The organism is Vibrio sp. Y29_XK_CS5 (assembly GCF_024181835.1).
GTDB classification, from domain to species: domain Bacteria; phylum Pseudomonadota; class Gammaproteobacteria; order Enterobacterales; family Vibrionaceae; genus Vibrio; species Vibrio harveyi.
On the sequence record NZ_JAMZAM010000006.1, the window covers coordinates 24,523 to 49,869 of the forward strand.

At 45.0% G+C, this 25,347-nt stretch carries 26 protein-coding genes; 13 read left to right on the top strand and 13 right to left on the bottom strand.

The genetic code is table 11. The features are described from left to right. Positions 1 to 44: 44 nt before the first annotated feature. The 8 genes from rseP to rpsB form a co-directional block, all read right to left on the bottom strand. On the bottom strand, positions 45 to 1,403 hold the full coding sequence (rseP, locus tag NL647_RS20800) for a sigma E protease regulator RseP (protein WP_009698640.1): 1,359 nt from the start codon (positions 1,401 to 1,403) through the stop codon (positions 45 to 47). Then, the gene (gene ispC, locus NL647_RS20805) at positions 1,403 to 2,608 is read right to left on the bottom strand and encodes a 1-deoxy-D-xylulose-5-phosphate reductoisomerase (RefSeq protein ID WP_029789627.1); all 1,206 of its coding nucleotides are present in this window, start codon (positions 2,606 to 2,608) and stop codon (positions 1,403 to 1,405) included. Before ispC ends, rseP begins: the two co-directional genes overlap by 1 nt. 51 nt (positions 2,609 to 2,659) lie before the next feature. Next, a complete protein-coding gene (locus NL647_RS20810; protein WP_038899075.1) occupies positions 2,660 to 3,502 on the bottom strand; it encodes a phosphatidate cytidylyltransferase in 843 nt (280 codons plus the stop codon). Between the two features lie 12 nt (positions 3,503 to 3,514). Further along, positions 3,515 to 4,270: an isoprenyl transferase gene (locus NL647_RS20815; RefSeq protein ID WP_005446173.1), complete on the bottom strand. Its 756-nt coding sequence runs from the start codon at positions 4,268 to 4,270 to the stop codon at positions 3,515 to 3,517. A 96-nt stretch (positions 4,271 to 4,366) separates the two neighbouring features. Beyond that, entirely contained in the window at positions 4,367 to 4,924 is a 558-nt protein-coding gene (gene frr / locus NL647_RS20820; protein ID WP_005446175.1) for a ribosome recycling factor, read from the bottom strand. A 95-nt stretch (positions 4,925 to 5,019) separates the two neighbouring features. After that, positions 5,020 to 5,751, bottom strand: coding sequence for a UMP kinase (pyrH, locus tag NL647_RS20825; protein WP_005446177.1), 732 nt, complete (start codon positions 5,749 to 5,751; stop codon positions 5,020 to 5,022). A 154-nt stretch (positions 5,752 to 5,905) separates the two neighbouring features. Next, on the bottom strand, positions 5,906 to 6,751 hold the full coding sequence (gene tsf, locus NL647_RS20830; RefSeq protein WP_005446179.1) for a translation elongation factor Ts: 846 nt from the start codon (positions 6,749 to 6,751) through the stop codon (positions 5,906 to 5,908). A 131-nt stretch (positions 6,752 to 6,882) separates the two neighbouring features. Next, entirely contained in the window at positions 6,883 to 7,611 is a 729-nt protein-coding gene (rpsB, locus tag NL647_RS20835; protein ID WP_005446181.1) for a 30S ribosomal protein S2, read from the bottom strand. A 397-nt stretch (positions 7,612 to 8,008) separates the two neighbouring features. Between rpsB and map the strand changes: the two genes are divergently transcribed. From map to NL647_RS20850, 3 genes are all read left to right on the top strand, one after another. Next, on the top strand, positions 8,009 to 8,887 hold the full coding sequence (map, locus tag NL647_RS20840; protein WP_005446183.1) for a type I methionyl aminopeptidase: 879 nt from the start codon (positions 8,009 to 8,011) through the stop codon (positions 8,885 to 8,887). 99 nt (positions 8,888 to 8,986) lie between these two features. Continuing rightward, positions 8,987 to 11,611 (top strand): bifunctional uridylyltransferase/uridylyl-removing protein GlnD, encoded by a 2,625-nt coding sequence (glnD, locus tag NL647_RS20845; protein ID WP_009701987.1) that lies wholly within the window; start codon positions 8,987 to 8,989, stop codon positions 11,609 to 11,611. A 156-nt stretch (positions 11,612 to 11,767) separates the two neighbouring features. Then, positions 11,768 to 12,151, top strand: a complete 384-nt coding sequence (locus NL647_RS20850) for a DUF3461 family protein (RefSeq protein ID WP_005436760.1) — start codon at positions 11,768 to 11,770, stop codon at positions 12,149 to 12,151. 346 nt (positions 12,152 to 12,497) lie between these two features. On the opposite strand, the gene truC is transcribed toward NL647_RS20850, so the two are convergent. After that, positions 12,498 to 13,265, bottom strand: coding sequence for a tRNA pseudouridine(65) synthase TruC (truC, locus tag NL647_RS20855; RefSeq protein WP_187992752.1), 768 nt, complete (start codon positions 13,263 to 13,265; stop codon positions 12,498 to 12,500). A gap of 5 nt (positions 13,266 to 13,270) precedes the next feature. Beyond that, a complete protein-coding gene (locus tag NL647_RS20860; RefSeq protein ID WP_033007286.1) occupies positions 13,271 to 13,585 on the bottom strand; it encodes a YqcC family protein in 315 nt (104 codons plus the stop codon). A 76-nt stretch (positions 13,586 to 13,661) separates the two neighbouring features. Here NL647_RS20860 and NL647_RS20865 point away from each other — a divergent pair, with 76 nt between their 5' ends. Both NL647_RS20865 and NL647_RS20870 read left to right on the top strand, forming a co-directional pair. Further along, on the top strand, positions 13,662 to 14,699 hold the full coding sequence (locus NL647_RS20865; protein WP_253650690.1) for a DUF3549 family protein: 1,038 nt from the start codon (positions 13,662 to 13,664) through the stop codon (positions 14,697 to 14,699). A 13-nt stretch (positions 14,700 to 14,712) separates the two neighbouring features. Beyond that, the gene (locus NL647_RS20870; protein WP_005446190.1) at positions 14,713 to 15,012 is read left to right on the top strand and encodes a DUF3301 domain-containing protein; all 300 of its coding nucleotides are present in this window, start codon (positions 14,713 to 14,715) and stop codon (positions 15,010 to 15,012) included. Here the strand turns inward: NL647_RS20870 and NL647_RS20875 are convergent. After that, entirely contained in the window at positions 14,972 to 15,457 is a 486-nt protein-coding gene (locus tag NL647_RS20875) for a GNAT family N-acetyltransferase (RefSeq protein ID WP_005446192.1), read from the bottom strand. The two genes, NL647_RS20870 and NL647_RS20875, sit on opposite strands and share 41 nt — an antisense overlap. Positions 15,458 to 16,363: 906 nt before the next feature. Here NL647_RS20875 and NL647_RS20880 point away from each other — a divergent pair. The 8 genes from NL647_RS20880 (at position 16,364) to NL647_RS20915 (ending at position 23,349) form a co-directional block, all read left to right on the top strand. Beyond that, on the top strand, positions 16,364 to 16,657 hold the full coding sequence (locus NL647_RS20880; protein WP_005446195.1) for a hypothetical protein: 294 nt from the start codon (positions 16,364 to 16,366) through the stop codon (positions 16,655 to 16,657). Continuing rightward, entirely contained in the window at positions 16,654 to 17,103 is a 450-nt protein-coding gene (locus NL647_RS20885; protein ID WP_005446198.1) for a YaiI/YqxD family protein, read from the top strand. The genes NL647_RS20880 and NL647_RS20885 overlap by 4 nt, the downstream gene beginning before the upstream one ends. Before the next feature lie 195 nt (positions 17,104 to 17,298). Then, the gene (locus NL647_RS20890; RefSeq protein WP_230842157.1) at positions 17,299 to 18,288 is read left to right on the top strand and encodes a ketoacyl-ACP synthase III; all 990 of its coding nucleotides are present in this window, start codon (positions 17,299 to 17,301) and stop codon (positions 18,286 to 18,288) included. Next, positions 18,285 to 19,271 (top strand): NAD(P)-dependent oxidoreductase, encoded by a 987-nt coding sequence (locus NL647_RS20895; protein WP_253650645.1) that lies wholly within the window; start codon positions 18,285 to 18,287, stop codon positions 19,269 to 19,271. The genes NL647_RS20890 and NL647_RS20895 overlap by 4 nt, the downstream gene beginning before the upstream one ends. Next, positions 19,240 to 20,103, top strand: a complete 864-nt coding sequence (locus tag NL647_RS20900; RefSeq protein WP_050922751.1) for an MBL fold metallo-hydrolase — start codon at positions 19,240 to 19,242, stop codon at positions 20,101 to 20,103. Before NL647_RS20895 ends, NL647_RS20900 begins: the two co-directional genes overlap by 32 nt. Beyond that, positions 20,091 to 21,359 carry a F390 synthetase-related protein gene (locus NL647_RS20905; protein ID WP_029790436.1) on the top strand — a complete coding sequence of 423 codons (1,269 nt, stop codon included), beginning with the start codon at positions 20,091 to 20,093 and terminating at the stop codon, positions 21,357 to 21,359. Before NL647_RS20900 ends, NL647_RS20905 begins: the two co-directional genes overlap by 13 nt. Beyond that, complete coding sequence (locus tag NL647_RS20910) at positions 21,347 to 22,459, top strand: ATP-grasp domain-containing protein (RefSeq protein WP_253650646.1); 1,113 nt, start codon at positions 21,347 to 21,349, stop codon at positions 22,457 to 22,459. Before NL647_RS20905 ends, NL647_RS20910 begins: the two co-directional genes overlap by 13 nt. A gap of 164 nt (positions 22,460 to 22,623) precedes the next feature. Then, positions 22,624 to 23,349, top strand: a complete 726-nt coding sequence (locus tag NL647_RS20915) for a MipA/OmpV family protein (protein WP_017817744.1) — start codon at positions 22,624 to 22,626, stop codon at positions 23,347 to 23,349. A gap of 56 nt (positions 23,350 to 23,405) precedes the next feature. Here the strand turns inward: NL647_RS20915 and NL647_RS20920 are convergent, their stop codons facing one another. Both NL647_RS20920 and ykgO read right to left on the bottom strand, forming a co-directional pair. After that, a complete protein-coding gene (locus tag NL647_RS20920; RefSeq protein WP_005446209.1) occupies positions 23,406 to 24,992 on the bottom strand; it encodes an AbgT family transporter in 1,587 nt (528 codons plus the stop codon). A 228-nt stretch (positions 24,993 to 25,220) separates the two neighbouring features. Beyond that, positions 25,221 to 25,346 carry a type B 50S ribosomal protein L36 gene (gene ykgO / locus NL647_RS20925; RefSeq protein WP_004744821.1) on the bottom strand — a complete coding sequence of 42 codons (126 nt, stop codon included), beginning with the start codon at positions 25,344 to 25,346 and terminating at the stop codon, positions 25,221 to 25,223. Position 25,347 lies beyond the last annotated feature (1 nt).

Below are 25,347 nucleotides of genomic sequence, written 5' to 3' on the forward strand. Positions count from 1 at the left end.
ACTTGTTCTAATTATTCCTTGCTACTACTTTTGTCTCTGAACTATCACAGACGAGTAAAATCATTAAATAGCGCTAACGCCATGAGCGAGAAGATAATCGCACCACCAATTCGATACCCCATTTCCTGTACTTTCTCAGGAACTGGGCGTCGGATGACCGCTTCAATTGCGAAAAATAGCAGATGACCACCATCCAACATTGGTAAAGGAACGAGGTTAATAATACCTAGGTTAACACTAATTAGTGCCAGAAAACCTAAAAAGTAAACCAGACCGTAGTCTGCTGTCGCCCCTGCTCCTTTGGCAATCGAGATTGGTCCACTCAAATTGTTCAGACCAACATCACCTACAATCAGTTTCTTAAGCATACTGATTGTAAGTCCAATAACTTGACCAGTTTTGTCAATCGCTTTGCCAATAGACTCGAATACACCAAACTGTAATTCGAAGCGATAACTTTCTGGCCATTCTGCGACTTCAGGTGCGATACCCGCAAAGCCAACGACTTGTTTGTTAGCTAGCTCACGACTACCCGGTGTCAGTGTGAATGATTGCTCCTCACCTTGACGCAACACCGTCAGTTCCATTGGCGTATCTGGGTTAGAACGAATGGCTTCTACCACTTCATCCCATTTAGAAATCTTATTTCCATTAATCGCAATGATCTTATCGCCAGCTAGTAGACCTGCTTTCTCTGCAGCACCACCTTCGCTTACTTGCGCTAACTCCGTAAAAATCTCTGGAGTATATGGCTTGAAGCCCAACGATTGCATCGCTGATTGTGTTTCTGGATCAAACTTCCAATCACGGATATCAAGTGTCTTCGTGACTTCTGAACCCACTTCGTTTGCAGAAGAGAGTGTCACTGTCATCGAATCATCACCAATATGAGAAACTAATCCCATGTTGACTGATTCCCAGTCCGGAGTTTTGATGCCTGAGATAGATTTTAGTTCCATCCCTGATTCAATTCCTGCTTCTGCAATGATTGAATTGGGCGTAACTTCACCAATTACGGGTTTAACCGCTGGAACACCGATCAGGAAAACCAGCCAGTAAGCCACAATGGCAAAAAGGAAGTTAAAAATAGGACCTGCCGCCACGATGGACGTGCGTTTCCACAAAGGCTTTTGGTCGAAAGCTAAGTGCTTTTCATGCTCTGGGACTTCATCAACACGGCTATCCACCATTTTGACGTAGCCACCCAGAGGGATCATAGAGATGCTGTATTCTGTTCCATCTTTGCCTACCTTGCTCCAGATAGACTTGCCAAAACCGATGGAAAACTTTTCAACTTTTACACCACAACGACGCGCGACCCAAAAGTGACCATACTCGTGCACGGCAACTAAAATGCCCAATGCAACGATAAAAGAAACCAAATTCCACAAGATACCAGTCATTAGCTACGCTCGCGTAAAAAGTCTAAGGCGATAGTTCGTGACATTCTATCTAGCTCTATCAAGCTTTCCAAGCTATTCACATTCTCAGTTGTATGGCTTGCAGTGATTTTGTTCAAAACTGATTCATTGATGCGAGCGATATCTGTGAAACCAAGGCGGTTATTTAAGAAGGCATCAACAGCAACTTCGTTCGCTGCATTCAATGCCGTTGTTGCATGTTGCCCTTCGTAACAAGCATCAATTGCTAGCTTTAAACAAGGGTAACGAGCAAAATCAGGCTGAAGGAAAGTTAATTCTCCAACTTGAGTAAAATCGAGAGGTTTCACCCCAGCATCCACACGCGATGGGTAAGACATTGTCAATGCGATTGGTGTTGCCATGTCAGGCTCCCCCATTTGCGCTAACACAGAGCCATCACGATATTGCACCATAGAATGAATCACCGACTGAGGGTGAATGATCACTTTTAACTGCTCACGAGCGGCATTAAATAACCATTTCGCTTCAATGTATTCTAGACCTTTGTTCATCATGGTTGCAGAATCAACCGAGATTTTTGGTCCCATTGACCAGTTCGGATGAGCAATAGCTTGCGCTGGGGTTACGTTTTCTAACTCTGCAATATCGGTATAGCGGAATGGACCGCCTGATCCGGTAAGAAGAATCGAAGAAATACCATGCTCTTCAAGATTGCAACGACCCAAGTTGGTTTGAACTTGTTGCGGAAGACATTGGAAAATAGCGTTGTGTTCACTGTCGACGGGAAGCAGCTCTGCACCATGTTCTGCAACCGCATCAATAAACAGTTGACCTGACATCACTAGCGCTTCTTTGTTCGCTAACAGCACTCGCTTGCCCGCTTTTACCGCTGCCATCGTTGGCAACAGGCCTGCGGCACCGACGATTGCTGCCATTACGCTATCCACTTCCTCTAACGCAGACACATGGCAAAGCGCATCAATACCACCTAACACTTCTGTGCTTGGAGAAACTGAAGCTAGCTCACTTTGTAGAGCTACAGCCGCCGCTTTATCCGCCATTACCGCGTACTTAGGTTGCCATTTACGACAAAGTGCGACCATCTTTTCAACGTTCGTGCTTGCCGCTAATGCGACGATAGAAAACAGCTCAGGGTTTTGTTCAACCACTTTTAGTGTGCTTGCACCAATTGAGCCTGTTGCACCAAGAATCGTTAACTTTTGCATGATGTAAGACCGTTAGAAAAATTCAGGAGCGACGATGCCGCTCCCGATAAATTAGAATACGTAGTAAAGAAGAGCAAATACTGGGAATGCAGCAGTTAGGCTGTCGATACGGTCAAGAATGCCACCGTGTCCCGGAATGATGTTGCTGCTGTCCTTGATACCTGAAACACGTTTGAACATGCTTTCAACTAAGTCACCAAGAACAGATATCACAACAGTAATCAGAGTAATCATCACCATATGAAGTGGGCTGGTGAATTGGATATCGAACCAACCTGCGAATAACCATCCGACAACTAGTGCTGCGATGATGCCGCCAACCAAACCTTCAATTGTCTTATTTGGGCTCACATGAGGCGCCATTTTGCGTTTACCCATGCTTTTACCAGCAAAGTAAGCGCCGCTGTCTGCAGCCCATACCAAGAAGCAAACGTACAGCACAAGTTTTGCGCCGTGGTATGGATCTACTGAAATATCAGAAGCTCTAAGAATGATCACACTCCAAAGAAAAGGGATCAATGTTAGAAAACCGAATACATGACGAAGGGCTTTGCTACCTTGCCATAAATTGGTGGTTTTAGGGTAAGTGATTGCCATCCCACTTGCGATAATCCACCATGCAAAGCCAAGCGATAATACTGCGTAGTGTGGCATTGCTAGTTGATTTAAGCTGGTTGCGTCTGGCGAAATGAATAGAAAACTTAGTCCGGTTACAACGGCTGCCGGAACAAGCGCAGCAATACGTGAATTGCTTTCTGTAAACTGGGTCCACTCCCAAAAGCCTAATAGCGTTACCGCAGTCAAAGCGATAATGAAGCCAATTAGGGGTAATTTAAAAATACCTAAAATAACCAGGGGAGCTAAAATTAGTGCTGTTATTATTCTCTGTTTCAAACTAACTAGTCCTTATTGAGCAGCCATTAATGCCTTTACTTGTTCACCAGTACAACCAAAACGACGCTCTCGGTTAATAAACCAAGTCACAGCCTCTACTAAGCTGTCTTCGTCAAACTCTGGCCAGTACTCGGGAGTAAAGTACATTTCTGCATACGCCATTTGCCACAGCATAAAGTTACTGATGCGGCACTCACCACTCGTACGAATCAATAGATCCACTTCAGGTAAGTCTGACATCGTCAAATGCTGGGAAATTAACTGCTCGTTGATATCCTCTACACGGATCTCACCGTTGCGAGCTTTGAGCGCTAACGTTTTTGCCGCCTCTGTGATGTCCCATTTACCGCCATAGTTAGCAGCAATGTTGATCACCATCCCCGTGTTGTTCGCCGTCAGTGCTTCTGCTTCGACAATTTTACCTTGTAAGCGCTCGCTAAAACGGCTGGTATCGCCAATAACGCGCAAGCGTAAATTGTTTTTATGCAGCTTTTTTACTTCGCTCGATAAAACAGAAATGAACAGCTCCATCAGTAGCCCCACCTCTTCTTCAGGTCTACGCCAATTTTCGCTGCTAAAAGCGAATAAGGTCATGGCTTTAATGCCGAGTTTAGAAGCGGCTGCAACGGTCTTACGAACGGCACTAACGCCTTTTTTATGACCGAATACGCGAGGTTTTCCTTTGGACTTAGCCCAACGACCATTACCGTCCATGATGATGGCAATATGCTTAGGGAGGGAATCAGAGAAGGCTTGAGAATTTTGCATAGGGAGTTAATTGAGTTCCATCAGTTGGATAGACTAACACAAAAAAACGCTGCACTGTGAGCACAGCGTTTTCCAACAGTGATGTGGGTGGGAGTATTAAACTTCCATCAACTCTTTTTCTTTTGCAGCAAGAACTTCGTCGATCTTCTTAACTGCAACGTCTGTCAGTTTTTGGATCTCGTCTTGTGCTTTGCGATCTTCGTCTTCAGAGATTTCTTTATCTTTTAGAAGACCTTTTAGGTCGCTGTTTGCGTCACGACGGATGTTACGAACTGCAACACGTGCGCCTTCAGCTTCACCACGAACGATCTTAACTAGGTCTTTACGACGCTCTTCTGTTAGCGGTGGAAGTGGAACACGGATGATTGTGCCGGCAGACATTGGGTTTAGACCAAGATCTGACATCATGATTGCTTTCTCAACTTTTTGAGTAAGCTCTTTGTCGAAAACTGTGATTGCTAGAGTACGAGCGTCTTCAGCAACAACGTTTGCTACTTGGTTAAGAGGAGTAGCAGCACCGTAGTACTCTACAGAGATACCAGATAGTAGGCTTGGGTGCGCGCGGCCAGTACGAACTTTAGAAAGGTTGTTCTTTAGCGCTTCAACGCTTTTGTCCATGCGCTCTTGCGCGTCTTTATTGATTTCGTTAATCACGGTTTCACCTTAAAAATGTCATCTTTCCTGAAGAAAGCCTAAAAGGGTTGAGCAAAGCGAAACGCCATCCAACCTAGCGTGGATGGCGTTTAGGATTATGCGTCAGCGTTGATCAGCGTGCCTTCAGCTTCACCCATAACCACGCGACGTAGTGCGCCTGGCTTGTTCATGTTAAATACACGGATTGGCATTTTGTGGTCACGAGCTAGAGTGAACGCTGCCAAGTCCATTACTTTCAGCTCTTTATCCAGAACTTCTGCGTAAGATAGCTTATCATACAGCTCTGCGTCTGGGTTTGCTACTGGGTCTGCAGTAAATACGCCATCAACTTTCGTTGCTTTTAGAACTACGTCAGCTTCAATTTCGATACCACGTAGACACGCCGCTGAATCTGTTGTGAAGAATGGGTTACCAGTACCTGCAGAGAAGATTACCACTCGGCCTTGACGAAGTTCGCGGATAGCGTCTGCCCAATTGTAGTCGTCACACACACCTTTTAGAGGAATTGCAGACATTACACGAGCGTTTACGTATGCACGGTGAAGTGCGTCACGCATTGCCAAACCGTTCATTACCGTTGCAAGCATACCCATGTGGTCGCCTACTACGCGGTTCATACCAGCTTCCGCAAGACCAGCGCCACGGAACAGGTTACCACCACCGATTACCACACCAACTTGAACACCCAGTTCAACCAGCTCTTTAACCTCTTGAGCCATACGGTCAAGAACCGCTGGGTCAATACCGAAACCTTCTTCGCCTTGAAGAGCTTCACCACTCAGTTTTAATAGAATACGTTGATATGCTGGTTTAGGGTTCGTAGTCATGGAGTTTACCTTCCAAAAGAGAGTTGTCGATTAACAGTCATGAATAGACACAAGTTTGCTGATGACTATTCATCACGGCTAATTTTTTGCCGCTCTTTTCGTAAAAAGACCGCAGCCAAGGCCACGGTCTAATCTTTGCACAAATCTCTAAGGATTAACCTTTTTGAGCTAGTGCTACTTCTTCAGCGAAGCTCATTTCAGCCGCTTTCTCGATACCTTCACCTACTTCTAGACGAACGAAAGTCGATACTGATGCACCTTTCTCTTTTAGCATTTCGCCAACAGATTTCTTAGGTTCCATGATGAAAGCTTGACCAGTTAGAGAGATTTCGCCAGTGAATTTCTTCATGCGGCCGATAACCATCTTCTCAGCGATCTCTTGTGGCTTGCCTTCGTTCATAGCGATTTCAACTTGAACTTCTTTCTCTTTAGCAACTACGTCAGCTGGAACGTCTTCTGGGTTAACGAACTCTGGCTTAGAAGCAGCAACGTGCATTGCAACGTGCTTAAGAGTTTCTGCGTCGCCTTCACCAGCAACAACAACACCGATTTTCTCACCGTGACGGTAAGAAGCGATAGCAGTACCTTCTACGTATGCAACGCGACGGATGTTGATGTTTTCGCCGATTTTAGCAACTAGAGCTACGCGCTCTTCTTCGAACTTAGCAACTAGCTCTTCAGCAGTAGCTTTAGTCGCTAGAGCGTCAAGTGCTACTTTGTCTGCGAATGCAGTGAAGTTACCGTCTTTAGCAACGAAGTCAGTTTGGCAGTTAACTTCAAGAAGAACAGCAACGCCGTTTTCTTCTTTGATGATGATTGCGCCTTCAGCTGCAACGTTACCAGCTTTTTTAGCTGCTTTCGCTGCGCCTGATTTACGCATGTTTTCAATTGCTAGTTCGATGTCAGCGTTTGCTTCTACAAGCGCTTTCTTACATTCCATCATGCCAGCGCCAGTGCGCTCGCGAAGTTCTTTAACTAGAGCAGCAGTTACAGTTGCCATTCTCTATTCCTCGTTTGATTCGAAATAAGGTAAAAAACAGGGGCCTACATTGTCGGCCCCCATTGCTAACTATAACTCAGTCTATGCTACAACAAGGTTTCACATAGACTAAGTGTGACACAGAGCCGCTATTATTCAGCTTCTACGAAACCGTCTTTTTCAGCAACTGCTGCAACGTCTTTGTTGCGACCTTCAGTTACTGCAGATGCAGCAGCGTTTAGGTATAGTTGCACTGCGCGGATCGCGTCGTCGTTACCTGGGATGATGTAGTCAACGCCGTCTGGGTTAGAGTTAGTATCTACCACAGCGTATACTGGAATACCTAGGTTGTTAGCTTCTTTAATTGCAATGTGCTCGTGATCAGCGTCGATTACGAATAGAGCGTCTGGTAGACCGCCCATATCTTTGATACCACCAAGAGATTTCTCTAGCTTCTCCATTTCACGAGTGCGCATTAGAGCTTCTTTCTTAGTTAGCTTGTCGAAAGTACCGTCTTGAGACTGTGCTTCGAAATCTTTTAGACGCTTGATAGACTGACGAACTGTTTTGTAGTTCGTTAGCATGCCGCCCAACCAACGGTTGTTTACGTAGTATTGGTTGCTTGCGATTGCAGCTTCTTTAACAGCTTCAGATGCAGCGCGCTTAGTACCTACGAAAAGAACTTTACCTTTTTTCTCGCCAATTTTAGCAAGCTCAGCTAGAGCTTCATTGAACATTGGTACAGTTTTTTCTAGGTTGATGATGTGAACGCGGTTACGAGCACCAAAGATGAATGGCTTCATTTTTGGGTTCCAGTAACGAGTTTGGTGACCGAAGTGAACACCAGCTTTCAGCATATCGCGCATTGATACAGTTGCCATTTTAAAATCCTCTATGGGGTTAGGCCTCCACATCCCCCATAATTCCGACCAAGCTTCTGCTCAGCACCCCGGAACATGTGACGGAATGTGTGTGATTTAAAGATAAAAAGTTAATCGGAAGAAGCCTGCTTCGCCACTTCTCTAACGAAAAGTAAAGAGAACAGTCCTCGATTCCGGCGCGCTTTATACCATATTTTAGCCCAACATGGCTAGTAAAAATTATTTCTTACCATTCTAATTTACCTATCACACTCACCCCTACTCTCTCTTTAATTACATAACTAAACTACAAGTAAGAATGACTCATATTCTTAACTGGCTTGGGTTAGCCACTCGATATCTGATAGAATGCGCGCATTCGCACGTTTGCGTGCTTACGAATAAGTAGAGAAAGCCAATGTCAATCAAGATTAAAACTGCTGAAGAAATCGAACGCATGCGCATTGCGGGCAAGCTAGCCGCAGAAGTTCTAGAAATGATCGAACCGCACATCAAAGCAGGTGTGACAACAGAAGAGCTAAACCAAATCTGTCACGATTACGCTCTAGAGAGAGGCGCTTACTCTGCACCGCTTGATTACCATGGATTCCCTAAATCAATCTGTACGTCGATCAACCACATCGTTTGTCACGGTATACCGGCAACCCAAGATGAAAAGGGTGCTAACGGTCAAATGAAACCTGCGGTCCTAAAAGACGGTGACATCATCAACGTTGATATCACAGTGATTGTTCCAAACGATGAAAACGCAGACCTAAGCGTTCGTCCACAAGGCTACCACGGTGATACGTCTAAGATGTTCCTAGTTGGTGATGTTTCACCAGCAAACAAGCGTCTATGTATGGTTGCACAAGAGTCACTTTACATCGGTATGCGTCAAGTTAAGCCTGGTGCAACTGTTGGTGACATCGGTACTGCAATCGAGAAGTACATTAAAGAAAACAACAAGAACAACCCACGTAACAAGTTCTCTATTGTTAAGGACTTCTGTGGTCACGGCATCGGTGATGAGTTCCACGAAGAGCCACAAGTGGTTCACTACAAAAACAAAGACCGCCGTGTACTAAAAGAAGGCATGTGCTTTACGATTGAACCAATGATCAACGCGGGTAAATTTGGCTGTACTGTTGACGCGCAAGACGATTGGACAGTTTACACCGGCGACGGTAAAAACTCAGCGCAGTGGGAACACACTATCGTGGTAACTAAAGAAGGTTGTGAAGTGCTTACACTTCGTAGCGACGATACCATTCCACGTATGATGAAAAACGTGTAATCGCCCATCACTTTCCCTATCCCCGCTCATGCGGGGATATTTTTTATCTGCTTCAAATTTGTTAGATTGCTAATAGTTTAGCTTGCACGGATAGCAAATATGACCCTTCAGTCTCCTCTTACGTTTACCGATGAACAAATCAATATCGGAGAACTTAAGCAAGAACTTGAAAAATTCAGTTCATACCAAAAAGAAGAATTTCTACAGCACCACCCTGTGACCAACCTTGTTTTGTCACGAGCCGAGTACATGGACTTACTCCTCAATCGTTTGTGGCAACACTTTGGTTTTAAAGACATCCATAATATTTCTCTGGTCGCGGTAGGTGGTTATGGTCGTGGTGAATTGCACCCCCTTTCCGACATCGATATTTTGATTCTGTCGAACAACAAACTGCCTAATGCACTGGAAGCCAAAATCAGTGAGTTCATTACGCTACTGTGGGATTTACGCCTTGAAGTAGGTCATGCGGTTCGTACTGTCGAGGAGTGTGCTGAAATTGGGCGTTCAGATTTAACTGTCGCCACCAATTTACAAGAAGCTCGTTTGCTCTGTGGCAGTGAAGACACCTTCCAGGCGCTGAAGAAAGTGGTGCTATCTGATTCTTTCTGGCCAAGCGAGACCTTTTATCGAGCCAAAATTCAAGAACAGCGCGAACGCCATGCTCGGTACCATGACACGACCTACAATCTTGAACCAGACATCAAATCCACACCAGGTGGTCTACGTGACATTCATACATTAAGTTGGGTGGCACGCCGTCACTTCGGCGCGACTTCATTGTTGGAGATGAGCCGCTACGGATTCTTAACCGATGCCGAATACCGTGAGTTGGTTGAATGTCAGGATTTCCTGTGGCGCGTGCGTTTTGCGCTGCATATTGAACTACGACGTTACGACAACCGTTTAACCTTTGCCCACCAAGCGCAGGTCGCGGAGCACCTTGGCTATGTGGGTGAAGGTAATCGCGGCGTCGAAATGATGATGAAAGAGTTCTACCGTACCCTTCGACGTGTGGCAGAGCTCAATAAGATGCTACTCAAACTGTTCGATCAAGCCATCATCAATGGTGGTGCAACAGAAGATGCAGAAATCATTGATGAAGACTTCCAACGTCGTGGCGCCCTAATTGAGGCACGTAAGCCCGCTTTGTTCCAAGCTCGCCCAGAGACGATTCTGGATATGTTTCTGCATATTGCCAATGATTCAAGCATCGAAGGGGTTAGCCCACCAACATTGCGTCAGTTGCGTACTGCGCGTCGTCGATTGAACAAATTCTTACACACCATGCCAGAAGCGCGTGAAAAGTTTATGGCATTGTGTCGCCACCCGAACGCCCTACATAAAGCGTTCAGTCTGATGCACAAGCTTGGTGTCCTCGCGGCATACCTTCCACAATGGAGCCAAATTGTCGGTCAGATGCAGTTCGACCTATTCCATGTGTATACCGTAGATGAGCACAGTATTCGCCTGCTCAAACACATTAATACCTTCAGCTACGCAGAGAACCACAGTAAGCATCCGATTTGCTGTGAGGTTTACCCTCGCATTCAAAAGAAAGAGCTGCTTATCCTAGCCGCGATTTTCCATGATATTGGCAAAGGCAGAGGTGGTGACCATTCGGTGATAGGCGAAGGTGAAGCGTACGACTTCTGTATTGAACACGGCTTGTCTAAACCAGAGGCGAAATTAGTAAGCTGGCTGGTAAGGCATCACCTATTAATGTCGGTGACTGCACAACGCCGTGATATTTACGATCCAGATGTGATCACAGAATTCGCCAAGCAAGTACGTGATGAAGAGTACCTTGAGTATCTTGTCTGTCTAACAGTAGCCGATATCTGCGCAACTAACCCAGAGCTTTGGAATAGTTGGAAACGCACCTTGCTAGCGGAATTGTTCTATTCCACCCAACGTGCACTGCGTCGCGGCTTAGAAAATCCCGTCGATGTGCGTGAACGTATTCGCCATAATCAACAAATGGCGTCTGCCCTACTACGTAAAGAGGGCTTCTCGGCACGAGAAATTGAGGTGCTGTGGCAGCGCTTTAAAGCTGATTACTTCTTGCGTCACACCCATAAGCAAATTGCGTGGCATTGCGAGAATTTGCTGCGTATGGAAGACCCAGCAAAGCCACTGGTACTTATCAGTAAAAAAGCGACACGAGGTGGTACCGAAGTATTCGTTTACAGCCCTGACCAGCCCGCGTTGTTTGCTACCGTTGTTGCTGAGTTAGACCGTCGTAACTTCAACGTGCACGACGCACAAATCATGACCAGTAAAGATGGCTATGTACTCGATACTTTTATGGTACTTGACCAACATGGCAAAGCGATTGAAGAAGGTCGCCACGGAGCCGTTACTAAGCACATTACTCATGTATTGGAAGATGGTCGCCCAACCAAGATCAAAACACGTCGCACACCGAATAAACTTCAGCATTTTAATGTAAAAACCAAAGTCGACTTCTTGCCAACCAAGAGTAAGAAACGCACTTTGATGGAGTTTGTCGCTCTAGATACTCCGGGGCTTCTGGCCAAAGTTGGTCGTACATTTGCTGACTTGGGAATTAACCTCCACGCTGCGAAAATTACCACCATTGGTGAACGAGCAGAAGACTTGTTCATTCTAACCAGTGAAGCGGGTGGTAGGCTAAGCGAGGAACAGCAAGCAGAACTGCGTGAGAAGTTGATTGAGAACTTGTCTGAGCCAGTCTCAGCTTAAGAGAAACCTTCCTTTCATCAATAACTAACGTGGGCAAGAACGATAGCGATCTTGCCCACAAGTTGAGCAATTTGGCTAAATATCAGCTATCTAGCTCATTAATGGGCTGCTACAGTTATACGGAAACTAATTCTAGTTATTAGATAGAGGTAGCCTATGTATCCACACCTCACTGGTTTGGGCATCCATGACCCGAAACAGATTGAACGTTACTCCCTGCGACAAGAAGCACACAAAGACGTCCTAAAGATCTACTTTCACAAACAGAAAGGCGAGTTCTTCGCGAAAAGTGTTAAGTTCAAATACCCGCGCCAAGTTAAAAATGTACTGGTCGACAGTGGCAGTCACAAGTACAAAGAGGTCACGGAGATCAACCGCAACCTGACGCTTGTGATCGATGAGCTGAACAAGATAACCAAGCCTGTGAAAGTGGCTGAAGTGGATGTGAAAGAGAAGATACTTTCTGATCTTCGTCATCTAGAAAAGGTGGTTTCAAGCAAGATCGCCGAGATCGAAGCGGATCTGGAAAAACTCAAGTAGTCCGCTCAATTCCTCAAGAATAAAAAAGGGGGTGATACATATACCCAAGTGACTTCAAGATACAGGATTCAGAGTGTTGTCATTGATTCGAGAGCAAGGAAAACAATGCAGTGTAATAGCCAGCTCTTTCCAAGTTGTTTGACGCAGCAATCGGGTCAATGACACGCTCCCAAAGGGCGAGCTGCCTTGGCTTGTATACTTTGTTGCCGATTCTTGATTTAGACCCACTAAACCTTTAAATCGCCGCCGCGTCTACAAACCAAGTCAGTCTCGCTGAACCTAGCATCTTGAGGTTACTTGGGTATATACCACCCCTCCTATCTTTCGACTTAATAAAGATAGCCGTTTATCTTACCAACGATTCATCCCATGCAAATCGAGCAAACAACTGCTGCCAAGTCTCATCGATATTGGCTTTCATCACGATTTCTTCATCAGTGAACGGATGCACAAAGCGCAGCGCTGATGCATGCAACAATAAGCGATGGGAATCAAATTCCGTGCGATAAAGTTTGTTGTGTTTACCGTCACCATGCGTCGTATCCCCAACAATTGGATGACGCAGGTGCGCCATGTGGCGACGCAATTGATGCTTACGCCCTGTCTTTGGCTTCATCTCCATCAAACAGTAGCGTGTAGTTGGAAACTTACCCGTAGAGTATGGCACTTCCACTTTCGCTAACGGTTTGTATGCCGTTACGGCGTCTTGCGCTTCTTTCTCTTGTGAAGCGAACTTATCAGCGATCTTATCCAGCTCAACTTTCAAGGCGTAATCAAGAACACCTTCTTCTTCAATCCAGCCTCGAACAATTGCATGATAGGTTTTCTCCATTTTATGCTCAGCAAACATAGGCATCACTTGCGATGCGACTTCACTGGATAAAGCAAAAACCAGTACACCTGAAGTTGGGCGGTCCAACCGGTGCAATGGAAAAACATGCTGACCAATTTGATCGCGCAATGTTTGCATCACGAACTGAGTTTCGTGCTTATCCAACCAACTTCGGTGTACCAACATACCCGCAGGTTTATTAACCGCGACAAAATACTCGTCCTGATAAACGATCTCTAGTACCACTGGCTCAACCGATGGTGATATTTCTTGTTCTGACATTGAGGTTACTTACATAGTTCGTCGATGGTTCGAATGGTTACCAGTAGCTCGGCGTAATGCGGCTCTTGTTTCCATACTTCTGCAAAATACGGCTCGATAGAAAAGCCTCGAGGTAAAGGTTGATTGTCTTCAACTAACGCACGCATACGGGCAATAAAGATCCATTGTAACCACTCATGTGGATGCAGCGTGTCAATCGCGAAAGGTTCTGTACTCTGTAGCGCGTCTGCAGAGGGCATAGTTTGTTGCCACAACTCATGATGCTGCAGTTGTGCCTCAAGTTGTTGAAGTAAGTCGACCAATTGGGTGTTTGTTGCCATTAATTCCGTCTCGAACCTTGAATTAGCCAAGAATGATACCATTTCTTGTGAAAAGAACATTAGGATGTCGTATTTAATGGAAAACATTCAAACCCTCACTCAGTTGCTAAGCAACAGTCAGTGTGAGTATCAAATCTTCGACCTTGGTCGTCGTATCAAGACCATCGAGCCACAAGTATTTGCTGACGTGGAAAAAGGTCAATGCCCATACCCATTCCCAATGCAGCGAAAAGCACACTTGGCGATCGCATACTGGAATGAGCAAAAGCAACCTTGGATTTGGTTCTTAAAGTTCGAGCTGGATGAGCGAGGTCTGCTAAAGCAAGCGGATATTGGCAACTTCATTAAATACGTCGTAGAAGCGATGGGTACTCGCCTAAGTGAAGAAATGACAGAAGAGCAGCAACAAAAGCTCTCTAACAACCCATACACCTTCAAACCCGCAGAAGAAAAGATGGCAGTCTTCCATAGCCAAGTTCGCGCAAACTTGGACTTACCCACCAGCCAATACTACGAGCATACTCAGCACTACTTTACGGGCGGTTTAGGCTGGGAAAACTGGCAAACAGTTGGTCTGCAAGGTATTACTGATATGGCAGCTCGTCTGGGTAAAGAGCAAAATGCCGTGACTTTGCGTAAAGCCCTTAACTACTTACCCAATGAACCACTATACGCCCTACTTGGTGCGTTAGAGCATGTTGATTTGCAAGAACGTTTGGCTGAGCGCATTGCAGAGAAAGCGCAGCAAGAGATCGAAAGTAACGAGCCCGATCTGTTCTTACTCTCAGCTTTAATCCGCTCTCTAGCAGGCGCACCAACCGAGATTTCCTTGCCAATCTTGAAGGCAATTTTACAAAGCCCACGCTTAAGCCACCAAGAAGTACTAATCGGTATTGCAGGTCGTACGTGGCACCTACTGGCTGATGCTAGCATTGCTGAACAATTTTTATTGCGCCTCGCACAAACTGGTAATCAGGCTTTATTTAATCAGCTATTTGCCGATTTAGTTATGCTGCCAGAGCTAAGAATGGTATTGCTGCCTTTGCTGCACTCTAGCCCATCGGAAGAGCTAGCGACTGCATTGGTGAAACTGCAGCAAGCAACAAAGGGATAATGAAGGATTAGAGATGATCGGTGACCTATTGGCCATTTTAGGACTGTGCTTTTTCTGCTTTTTGTTTTGGCAACAACGACGTCAATCAGAGTTGGCAAAAGCGGCGATTACGCGTAAATGTGAGCAGTTAGATCTTCAACTGGTAAGTATCGCTTTTGGTGCCCATAAACTGAAAACGCCAGACGGAATCTGGCGTTGGCATACAGTGTATCAATTTGAGTTTTCATCTCTTGGTGATGATTGCTACCAAGGTGAATTGACGATGATCGGGTTTAGGCCGCTGAACTTTCACCTACCGCCACATCGCTTGTAAATTCCATTTCAAAGTAAGGACCGTAAAGGTCCTTGCTCTCTCTCGTCTTTATAAATCCTAGTTTTTCCAGTACTGCCATGGATGCTTTGTGATGGCTATTCACATTTGCTTTGACTTTGTGTAGCCCAAGCTCACGGCATGCTTTCGGGAAAAACGCCTTTAGCGCTTCTGTCGCTAACCCTTTACCCCAATAAGCTTTATCAAAGATAAACCCTAGCTCAGGTTCATGATCTAGGTTTGAAATGAACACGTGTCCCATATAATCACGGCTGGTACTTTCAAGCACCGCCATACTGTGGACATTCTCATCATCCAGAATCTTCTCAAACAGTTGTTTGGCAGAAGACACCGTATGAGGTCCATTCATCTCTGCGCGATTTTTAGCACAGCAATTCAACATCACGAACTCTAGTTGCAACGACTCATTGTAGGGTAGAAGAAGCATTCTTCTGGTTACTATGGTCACATCTGTTCCTTGATTACAGCAAACTTAATTTATCCACATAACAAAAGTTCAATAGCTTTGAACATATTATGCGGCACATAACGCCTTTTTGAGAAGCCGAAAGTTAAACCAACTGATTGGAAAGGATATTGATCTGGATTGTTTTTTATTCAGTGTTATGAGGAATTTATAAATAATGTGATATTGCCACTTTCAGTCATCCCAAAATATGAAAGGGCTTAAATAAGAAAGACCCCGACACAAGCGTATCGGGGTCATAGTCTTACTCGCAGCAGTCCGGCTACTAATTAGTGCTCCATGCATCATCCATAATAGTGGCTGATTCCGTCAGCGTAGTCCTTACGTCGCCGTCCTAGCGGTGTCCTTATCATCCTGATAGCTAACATTCCCCGTTAGCGCACATCACTTGTTCCTTGAGCGGTGTCCCTTGCATCATCCTGATGCTGTCCCTACCTCAATCCTATGAGGGGTCCATTGTCTATCCTTAGTCATCAACATCCTATTGATGATTGTGTCCTTACAATGTCCTACGCTCCTTGCTTGATCATTCATCCTGAATAACCAAATCGTCTTCCTGACGATAACCAAATCCTTGGTGCTTTCCTGTTCCATGTCTGCTTCCTGCCGACAAGGTTTAATTTACGCTTTTCCCTTTAAATCACAATCTACCCTAGAAAATCTTTTGGCAAAAAACTTAGTTAAAAACATGTTAAAACCAAACTTTTCAATAGCTTAGCTTAAATATTTTCTGTTTAACTGATGACGAAATCGTTTTCTCTCACAACCACTGTGAGAGATCTCGCACAAGGCTCTGCCGAAATTGCTATTCGCTAAAATCGACCGTGCAAAGTATGATGATAGAAGTCATTTTAGTATGGATAAATTATGTTAACTCAAGACGTCACTAAAGAGCTGGAAGCCGTGATGGAGCAACTGCAACAGCAGGGTAAAGAACCCACTGTGGCTCTGGTAAAAGCTCGCATGAAAACACCTGTGCCTATGCCAGCACTGATTGCGACTATTAAAAGTTGGAAGAGCGCAAACCGCATTCCGAAAGTTGAAGTCGCGGTCCAAAAACCAAAAGAAGAGAATCGCATTGCTGCACTTGAAGAGACAGTAGCCAAATTGACTGCTCGTGTTGAAGAACTCGAAGCGAAATTGAGTGAGAAAACGTCATGAAATTATGGGTAGATGCGGATGCCTGTCCGAAAGTTATTCGCGAAACAATCGTACGCGCGGCTGAACGTACTGGTGTTGAATGTACATTTGTGGCAAACCATGTAGTGCCAGTACCCAAGCGTGCCAATATTCACTCTTTGCAAGTACCGGCGGGCTTTGATATTGCCGACAATGAAATCGTTCGTCGTGTAGAAGCCAATGACTTAGTGATTACCTCTGATATTCCATTGGCAGACGAAGTGATCAGCAAAGGAGCTCAAGCATTAAGTTCACGAGGCGAGTTATATACTAAAGACACCATCAAAGCGCGTTTGAACATTCGTGATTTCATGGACACCATGCGCTCAAGCGGTATTCAAACAGGCGGTCCTGCGGCTCTATCTCAAACTGAACGCAGAGAGTTTGCTAACCATTTGGATCGTATTTTAGCCAAATTTAAGAAGTAAAACTCTCACCTTTTAAATTGAGCCAGTTGATCAACACCTGGCTCATTAGTGAATATTTTGTACTCAGTCTTGCAAACAAAGCGTGTTATCGCTCCCATTCGCATTGTCTCACTTATTTTTTAACCTTTTCGATATAGACCCAATATGCAACTTAAATTATTTTGAACGGCGTTTTTAATAACTTTGTAGAAAATAATGGGCTTTAATATCCTTTCCAGTGGAAGCTATCTGCCAGTCAATCAATGGTCAGATCGGGAGATGGATCGCTTCCTAAAATTACCCTCAGGGACTTGTCGAAACAAATTTGATGTTGAATATCGTCATGTAGCCAGCACGAAAGAAACTGCTGTATATATGGCAATGCAAGCGATAATGCAATGTCTCGGCAACACACACTCGCTAAGTTCTGTTGACCTCCTTATTTATGCCAGTGGCACACATCATCAGGCTTTACCTTATGATGCTTCAGCAGTTTTAGCTGCATTAGACGCCCCGACATCGCTAGAAAGTTTTGATTTAAACAGTACCTGTTTGTCTTTTCTCTCAGCTCTCAATCTTGCTCAGAACCTTTTCATAGCAAAACGCTACCAACGTATTATTATTGTCACCAGTGAGCTCGCTACGGGCATCACACTGAATCGCAGCTTCACACTCAAACCTGAAGTTGCGACCTTATTTGCCGATGGTGCAGCAGCGTTTTTACTAGAGCAAACAGAGAATGAAGGGCTGATCACAAGCCACTTTGAAACGCATCACGCTGGGTATTCATTCTGTCAAATTAAGGGAGGAGGCAGTCATATCAACCCCCATACTTCAAAGCATCAAGCCTATTTGAAAAACTGCCAATTTGAGATGGAAGGCAAAGCACTGTTTAAACATGTGCGCAAAACTTTGCCAGCGTTTCTTGAAAAAGGCTTTGGCTCCTCTCCAGTCACTCTTCGCGATATTGACTACTTTCTTCCACACCAAGCGAGTGCTCACGGTTTAAAGAAGTTACCCTCACTCGTCGGTTTACCGAAAGAGAAAACCGTTAATCACTTTTCTACTTTGGGTAACCAAGTCGCTGCGTCACTGCCGATAAATTTGCACTGGCTACGCAACCAACCAGGCACACAAGGGAAACATGTGTTATTGGCGGGCACTGCTGCTGGGCTCTCGTTGGGGATGGGCGTACTTAAATTATGAGAATATTAGTCACAGGTGGCAGTGGTATGCTGGGCAGTGCGATTCTACGAATGTTTCACCAGCAACATGAACTGCACTTTACTGCGCGAAATACTGTCATCGCAAAACAACTCACAGACCAACTCAATGTCACACCGCATTTAATCAATTTAGAGGATAAATCAGCGGTTCATGAAGTATGCCAAGGTATGGATGGGATCATCCATTGCGCTGCACTCTCAAGCCCTTGGGGTAAGTGGGAAGCATTTTATCAATCCAATGTAGATGCCACAAAAAACCTTATCTGCGCAGCGAATGCACATCAGGTACCACGTTTTATCCATATCTCCTCCACCAGCGTCTATTTTGACCACAAAGACAGGTGGAACATCCGAGAAACAGACGATATTGCTTCGCGTTGGTGTAATGATTACGCGCACACTAAATACTTATCTGAACTTGAAGCCATACAAGGGCACAGCAAAACGATCATTTTAAGACCTCGTGGTATTTTCGGTCCGAACGATCGCGCGATTATCCCAAGGGTACTTAAAGCGATAAAAAACGACACACTACTTCTGCCATCCGGGCGAAATCCAGTTGTTGATCTGACTTATGTCGATAATGTTGCCCATGCTGCCATGCTTGCTTGTACTCAAGCGGAACAACTTCAACATGGTGACATCTTCAATATATCCAATAATGAGCCAATGCCGATTGAGACCGTGCTAAGAGCTTTATGTGAAGCATTGGACATAAACGTTAAATTAACATCACTCCCATACCGCTTTGTGTTGCCGTTATTAAAACTCAGTGAGCAAATACGGATGCGCTTACCGCACCAACCGGAGCCAAAGCTCACTTCATACAGCGCAGGGCTATTTAACTATCACCAAACTCTAGATATCAGTAAGGCGCAACAAAAGCTGAATTACCAACCACTTTTTTCAGTTCAAGAAGGAATCCAACAGTATGCAGACTGGTCTAAAAATAAAAATCTTTGAGGCTGGGCACTGCGTACACCCTGGTTTTGTCGTCAAGCCCGGCTCTGGGTTAAAACCAAGATCGTTTCCAGCGGCTGTCGCGTTAATTCAACACCCAACTCAAGGTAACATTCTGTTTGACACGGGGTATCACGAGCATTTTTTTCGTGCCACTCGCCCCTTCCCTGAACGCTTTTATGCTTGGACAACCCCATGTCACTATCAAAAAGAGCACGGAATTGTGGCTCAGTTAGCAAAAGAGAAAATCGGACCTCATGAGATTGAACACTTGGTTCTTTCTCATTTCCATGCCGATCACATCGCTGCCGTCTCTGAGTTTGCGCACTCTCAACTACATTGCCAACAAAAAGGAGTGGACGCCCTAACTAAGAGTGGTCGAGTGGGAGGCGTAAGAAAAGGATACCTAAAAGCGCTACTCCCTCAACAACTCGAATCCAACTTGGTCATGCACCATGATTTTTCCATACCAATTGGTGAAATCCTTCCCCATTGCCAAGGCGTTGATCTGCTTTGTAAAGATATGTTCAAAGACGGCTTAATTTATATGGTGAGTTTACCCGGGCATGCTGCTGGTCAAGTAGGGCTTTTAGCGAAGAGAGAGCAAGGTTGGCTGTTCTTATTAGCAGATGCCTGTTGGTTAATCGAGAGCTTGAGTGAAAACATCGATCAACATTGGCTCGCGAACATGCTTTGCGATGATACCCAAGCTTACAAACAAACACTCTCTGAGTTGAGAAATTGCTACCAGAATACCCATCACTTTGTGCGCTTTGTGCCTTCTCATTGCCAAGCGACAATCCAGCAGTTAATTACAGAAGGATGGATAGTGTGAGAACTTTTCTCTCTGAGTTTTGGCGTACACGCTACCGCCCTTTTAGCTCAAGAACACATGTTGAAAAGTGGCAACAAAAACAGATAACACAACATCTGGATTGGGTATGTCGTCATTCTCCTTATTATCATTCATTTCAAGGAGCGTCACTCTGTGATTTCCCAATCATGAATAAGCAAACCATGATGGAAAATCTTTCTGAGTTAAACACAAAAGGTTTGGATGCAAACTCATTAATGCAACAGGCGTTAGAGGCAGAACAATCACGTAATTTCGCAGCTTCAAAAGTTGGCAATGTAACTGTTGGATTGTCTTCGGGCACCTCTGGTATGCGTGGATTGTTCCTCGCGGATAAACAAGAAACGCAACTCTGGGCAGGCAACATTTTGGGTCGCCTCTTACCCGGCTTGTGGGGAAAACATCGAATTGCTCTTGCCCTGCGAGCCAACAGCCCGTTGTATAAATCCGTAGCAAAAGGTCCCGTTACATTCTTTTATGCTGATTTAAACAAACCTTACCAAGAGTGGATAAAGGAACTAGATGAGTTTCAACCCACGCTTTTGGTTGGTAGCGCTCAAGCCCTTCAACTCTGTGCTCAATTCAGTGGTCAATTTGGTCAGCCAGCGATCCAGCCAAAGCGGATCATTTCTGGAGCAGAGGTGCTAACCGAGAGCGATCGTCACTATATTTCTCAAAAATTCGATAGTGAATTGCATGAAGTCTATCAATGTACTGAAGGTTTTCTTGCGTGCACGGACCAACAAGGACAAATGCGATGGAATCAAGATATTGTCTATATTGAAAAACATTGGCTAAACGCTGAACGCACTCATTACAGCCCTATAATCACTGATTTTCGTCGCAAAACTCAGCCAATTATTCGCTACCAACTTGACGATATCATTGAGAGCAAACAGGACGACGGCGTATTTGAACCACTCGGAGCGATTGCCGGGCGATGTGGCGACTGCCTAACATTGAACGCAAGCCAAGTACCAGTGTCGGTGCTGCCTGATCTTATTTACCGATCCATCACTTTAGAAATTCAGGATCGTGTCGATTACCGAATCACCCAAACCGGAGCGCAGGCTATTCAAATCGAGGCGGATGTTTACCACCACCCGAGCATTTATCGAGCCCTAGTAAAACTGTTTGATCAACTAAAGCTTGATCCAGTCACATTCAATTATCGCCCCGCTCCGATTTGGACTCCGATGAACAAACAACGACGAGTGGTGAATACATGCGGATTTTAATCACTGGCGCCCGAGCCCCCGTCGCATTAGAGTGGGCAGCAATGTGTATGAACCATGGACACGATGTCGTTCTCACTGATTCATTAGCACAACCTCTGGGGGCGTTTTTACGAGGCATTGAGCATTACGTAAAAACGGCTTCACCTCGATTTTCGTTTCCTACTTACCAGCAACAGATCCTCAATTTACTAACTCAGCAGCGCATTGATATGGTGATACCGACTTGTGAAGAAGTGTACTATTTGGCACACATCGCCCAACAGTGTCCGAGAGTCCATTTTTTTCTACCCAATTCGACATTACTGCGCTCACTGCACAACAAGTTTACCGTCTTTGACCAACTTCGAGATTTACCCAAGATTTCCCTACCTAAAACTCGTTTGGTTACCGATAAACATGACATTGAGATTGATGCTGGCTCAGTACTCAAACCGGTTTACTCTCGATTCGGCGGTGAAGTGATACGAGATATTACCCGTCAGTCTATTTCCACTCTCACGATGTCGACTCAACACCCTTGGGTACAACAAGAAAAAATCCACGGAGCACCTATTTGCAACTACGCGATTTTTGAACATGGTCAAATGAGAGCGCACCAAGCTTATTTACCCAAAAACTGCGTAAATGGCTCTGCCGCTAGTGCATTTCAACCAGTATTTGATGATCGATTAGATGCATTTATGACTGCTTTTGGACACCGTCATCGCTACCATGGTCAAGTTTCATTCGATTTTATCCAGACAAACAATGAGCTATATATAATCGAGTGCAACCCAAGAGCCACTAGTGGTTTACACCTGCTCTCACCGCAATGTATTCAATTGTTTCCCGAACTTGCGTTCTCTTTTCCTACAAAACCGCAGTTACACCATCTAGGTGCGGTTTCGCTTATCGCACAAGGCTTATTATCTCTCTTTAAAACAAATGCTTGGCGGGATTGGCTATCTGGCGTCAACGTAATGCAGCAACACAACTTACCGATCAGGAGCCAAATGTTGAGCGTTTTTGAACTGCTTCAATTAGCAAGGAAGAACAAAGTGAAATTGGCTGCGGCTTCGACTGTTGATATAGAGTGGAATGGTGAAGAATTGCCTTCATAATGCCTTTCCATCAAAACAGGTTATCAAGTGAGGAAATGGTCTCGCCAGTTAGCTCCTTATCAAACGTAAAGCGACGCCTACTTCTCCGTTGTAATAATTCACCAATGAAATATAAATCCGAAAACTCCGTTCTCTGTAGTTATAACAAGAATGGAGTTTTATTTATGAATGCACGGATCGTCCTTCCCCTATCATTACTTTTTGTCTCTGCCACTTCACTTGCCAATCAAGAATCTTTTGGCATTGTGGGAGGCAGCGTGACCTATGGCGAAAACGTCTTTTCCGTCAAAGACAAACCTCAGTTTGGTGCCACCCCTAACTTGTTCTATTCCGGTCCTATCGGTTTTGTCGATGGTAGCTTAGCAAACTGGCAAGCGTTACCTTATGTGGGGCTATCAGCAAACTGGCGTTTCGCGGAAGTCTCCGATACGTTTGCCGATCTGCCAAACGGTATTGACGATCGTGATGGGAATGGTGAGCTTGGTATTACTTTAGGCACTGTTGGCGCGAGATTGACTTATCTGCATGATGTCACCTCAGAACATAATGGCTACGAAGTTCAACTGCATCTCGGTCGAACGCTAGAAACTTGGTTACCACCGTTTACCCTCACCCCCTTTCTAGAAGTCGATTACCGAGATAAAAAACTCTCTAACCATCTGTACAGTGTTTCAGCACAAGAAGCGGCAGCATCAGGACTAAAAGAATTTAAGGCCGATTCTACGTTTGTTTATCAAGCCGGAGTTATTGGTTTGTATGAGTTCACACCATCTTGGATAGGCATTACAAAGGCTGAATTCATTCATCATGATAGTGAGAGTCCTTTGATTCAGCGTGATGTCGGTTGGTCATTTGAACTCGGGCTGACGTATCGTTTTGCAGGGCTATAAGTAGACAAAAGCCTGCGATAAACGCAGGCTTTGATTGAGCTGAGTGAAGCTTCTAGTTAAGGCGTGTAGTACGTTGCTGCACCTGGACCTACTGGTAGACCGAATACGAATACCCATAGGTAGAATAGAACGCTCCAGCCAACAATGAAGACAATTGAGTAAGGTAGCATGGTCGCAATCAGCGTACCGATACCTAAGTTCTTCATGTAGCGTGTGGCTACCGCAAGGATAAGACCGAAGTAGCTCATCATCGGTGTAATGATGTTCGTTGTTGAGTCACCAATACGGTAAGCCGCTTGAATAGTTTCAGGTGCGTAGCCCACCAGCATCAACATAGGTACGAAGATTGGCGCTGTTACTGCCCACTGTGCTGATGCCGAACCAATCATCAAGTTGATGAAGCCACACATTAGGATGAAGGCGAAGAACAGCATTGGACCAGTTAGACCAATTTCCTGCAGAAAGCTTGCGCCCGCAACCGCAAATACCTGACCAAAGTTTGTCCACTTGAAGAAAGCAACAAATTGAGCGGCGAAGAATACCAAAACAATGTACATGCCCATTGAAGACATTGACTTCGACATTGCATCAATCACATCGCGATCATTCTTCATGGTGCCTACAACGCGACCATAAACAAAGCCTGGTACTGCAAAGAAAACAAAGATAAACGCAACAATACTCTTTAGAAATGGAGAGCCCGCAACCGTACCTGCATCAGAACGCAGAACACCATCAGCCGGAACGATAGTCCATGCCAGTAGTGCAGAAACGACCAGTACTGCGATACCCGCCAGCTTAAGACCTTTCTTCTCGACGTCAGTCAAACCACCCATTTTATCTTGAGATAGGTCTTCTGCCGCTTCTTCATCATTGTATTTGCCAAGTTTTGGCTCAACGATTTTTTCAGTTACAAATGCGCCCGTAATCGCGATGAAGAAGGTAGAAACAAACATGAAGTACCAGTTTACTTCTGGACCAACGGTGTAAGTTGGGTCAATCATCTGCGCTGCTGTTTCAGTAATACCAGACAACAGAGGGTCAACCGTACCGATAAGTAGGTTGGCAGAATAGCCGCCAGATACACCAGCAAACGCAGCGGCTAGACCAGCAAGTGGATGACGACCTAAAGAGTGGAACAGCATCGCCGCTAGTGGAATCAGTACCACGTAGCCAAGCTCAGAAGCCGTGTTTGAAATGATACCAGCGAAAACAACCGTTACTGTAACCATGCGCTGAGATGCGCCCATTACAAGACCGCGCATTGCAGCAGAAAGTAGGCCAGAATGTTCTGCAATGGCAACACCAAGCATCGCAACCAGTACGGTACCTAACGGTGCGAAGCCTACGAAGTTTTTCACTAGGTTAGTGACAATCAGTTGTAAACCTTCAGCATTTAGCAAACTTACAACTTGGATCATGCCATCTGCAGCGCGACCCGGAGCACCTTCAGGGCGAGGGTCAACAACGGAAACTTCAAAGTAACCAGCAATGCCGGACATAACTAGGATTGCGAGACAGAAAATGGCGAAAAGTGTGATTGGGTGGGGTAATAGGTTCCCCAAATATTCAACTGTATCTAAGAAGCGCGTAAATAGTGGCTTCTTTGGCGAGTTTTGTTTCATTGAAGCAGATGAACTCATCTGTTCCCTCCTTGTATTTATTCCTGCGCGTTTGTGACAAAAATGTCACAAAGCTTGCGCAGGGTACTCGACACAAGGGTTAAGTGAAAGTTCAAAACGTTACAGAATGTAACCAACAGTCGAACTTATGACCTATAATCGATAAAAATATAGTTATATCACCCACATATAGATCATAAATCAGAATTATAACTCATCACATTCCATAAATTACCACCATATTTATGGTTATTTCTGCACCGCCTTAAAACGTGGATTCGTTTTGCAAATCACGTATAAACGCCCTCTTCTTTTGACGATTTGACAATCAGGATGGCGGTTTTTTGCACTCTTTAATGACTTAACGACTTTCATC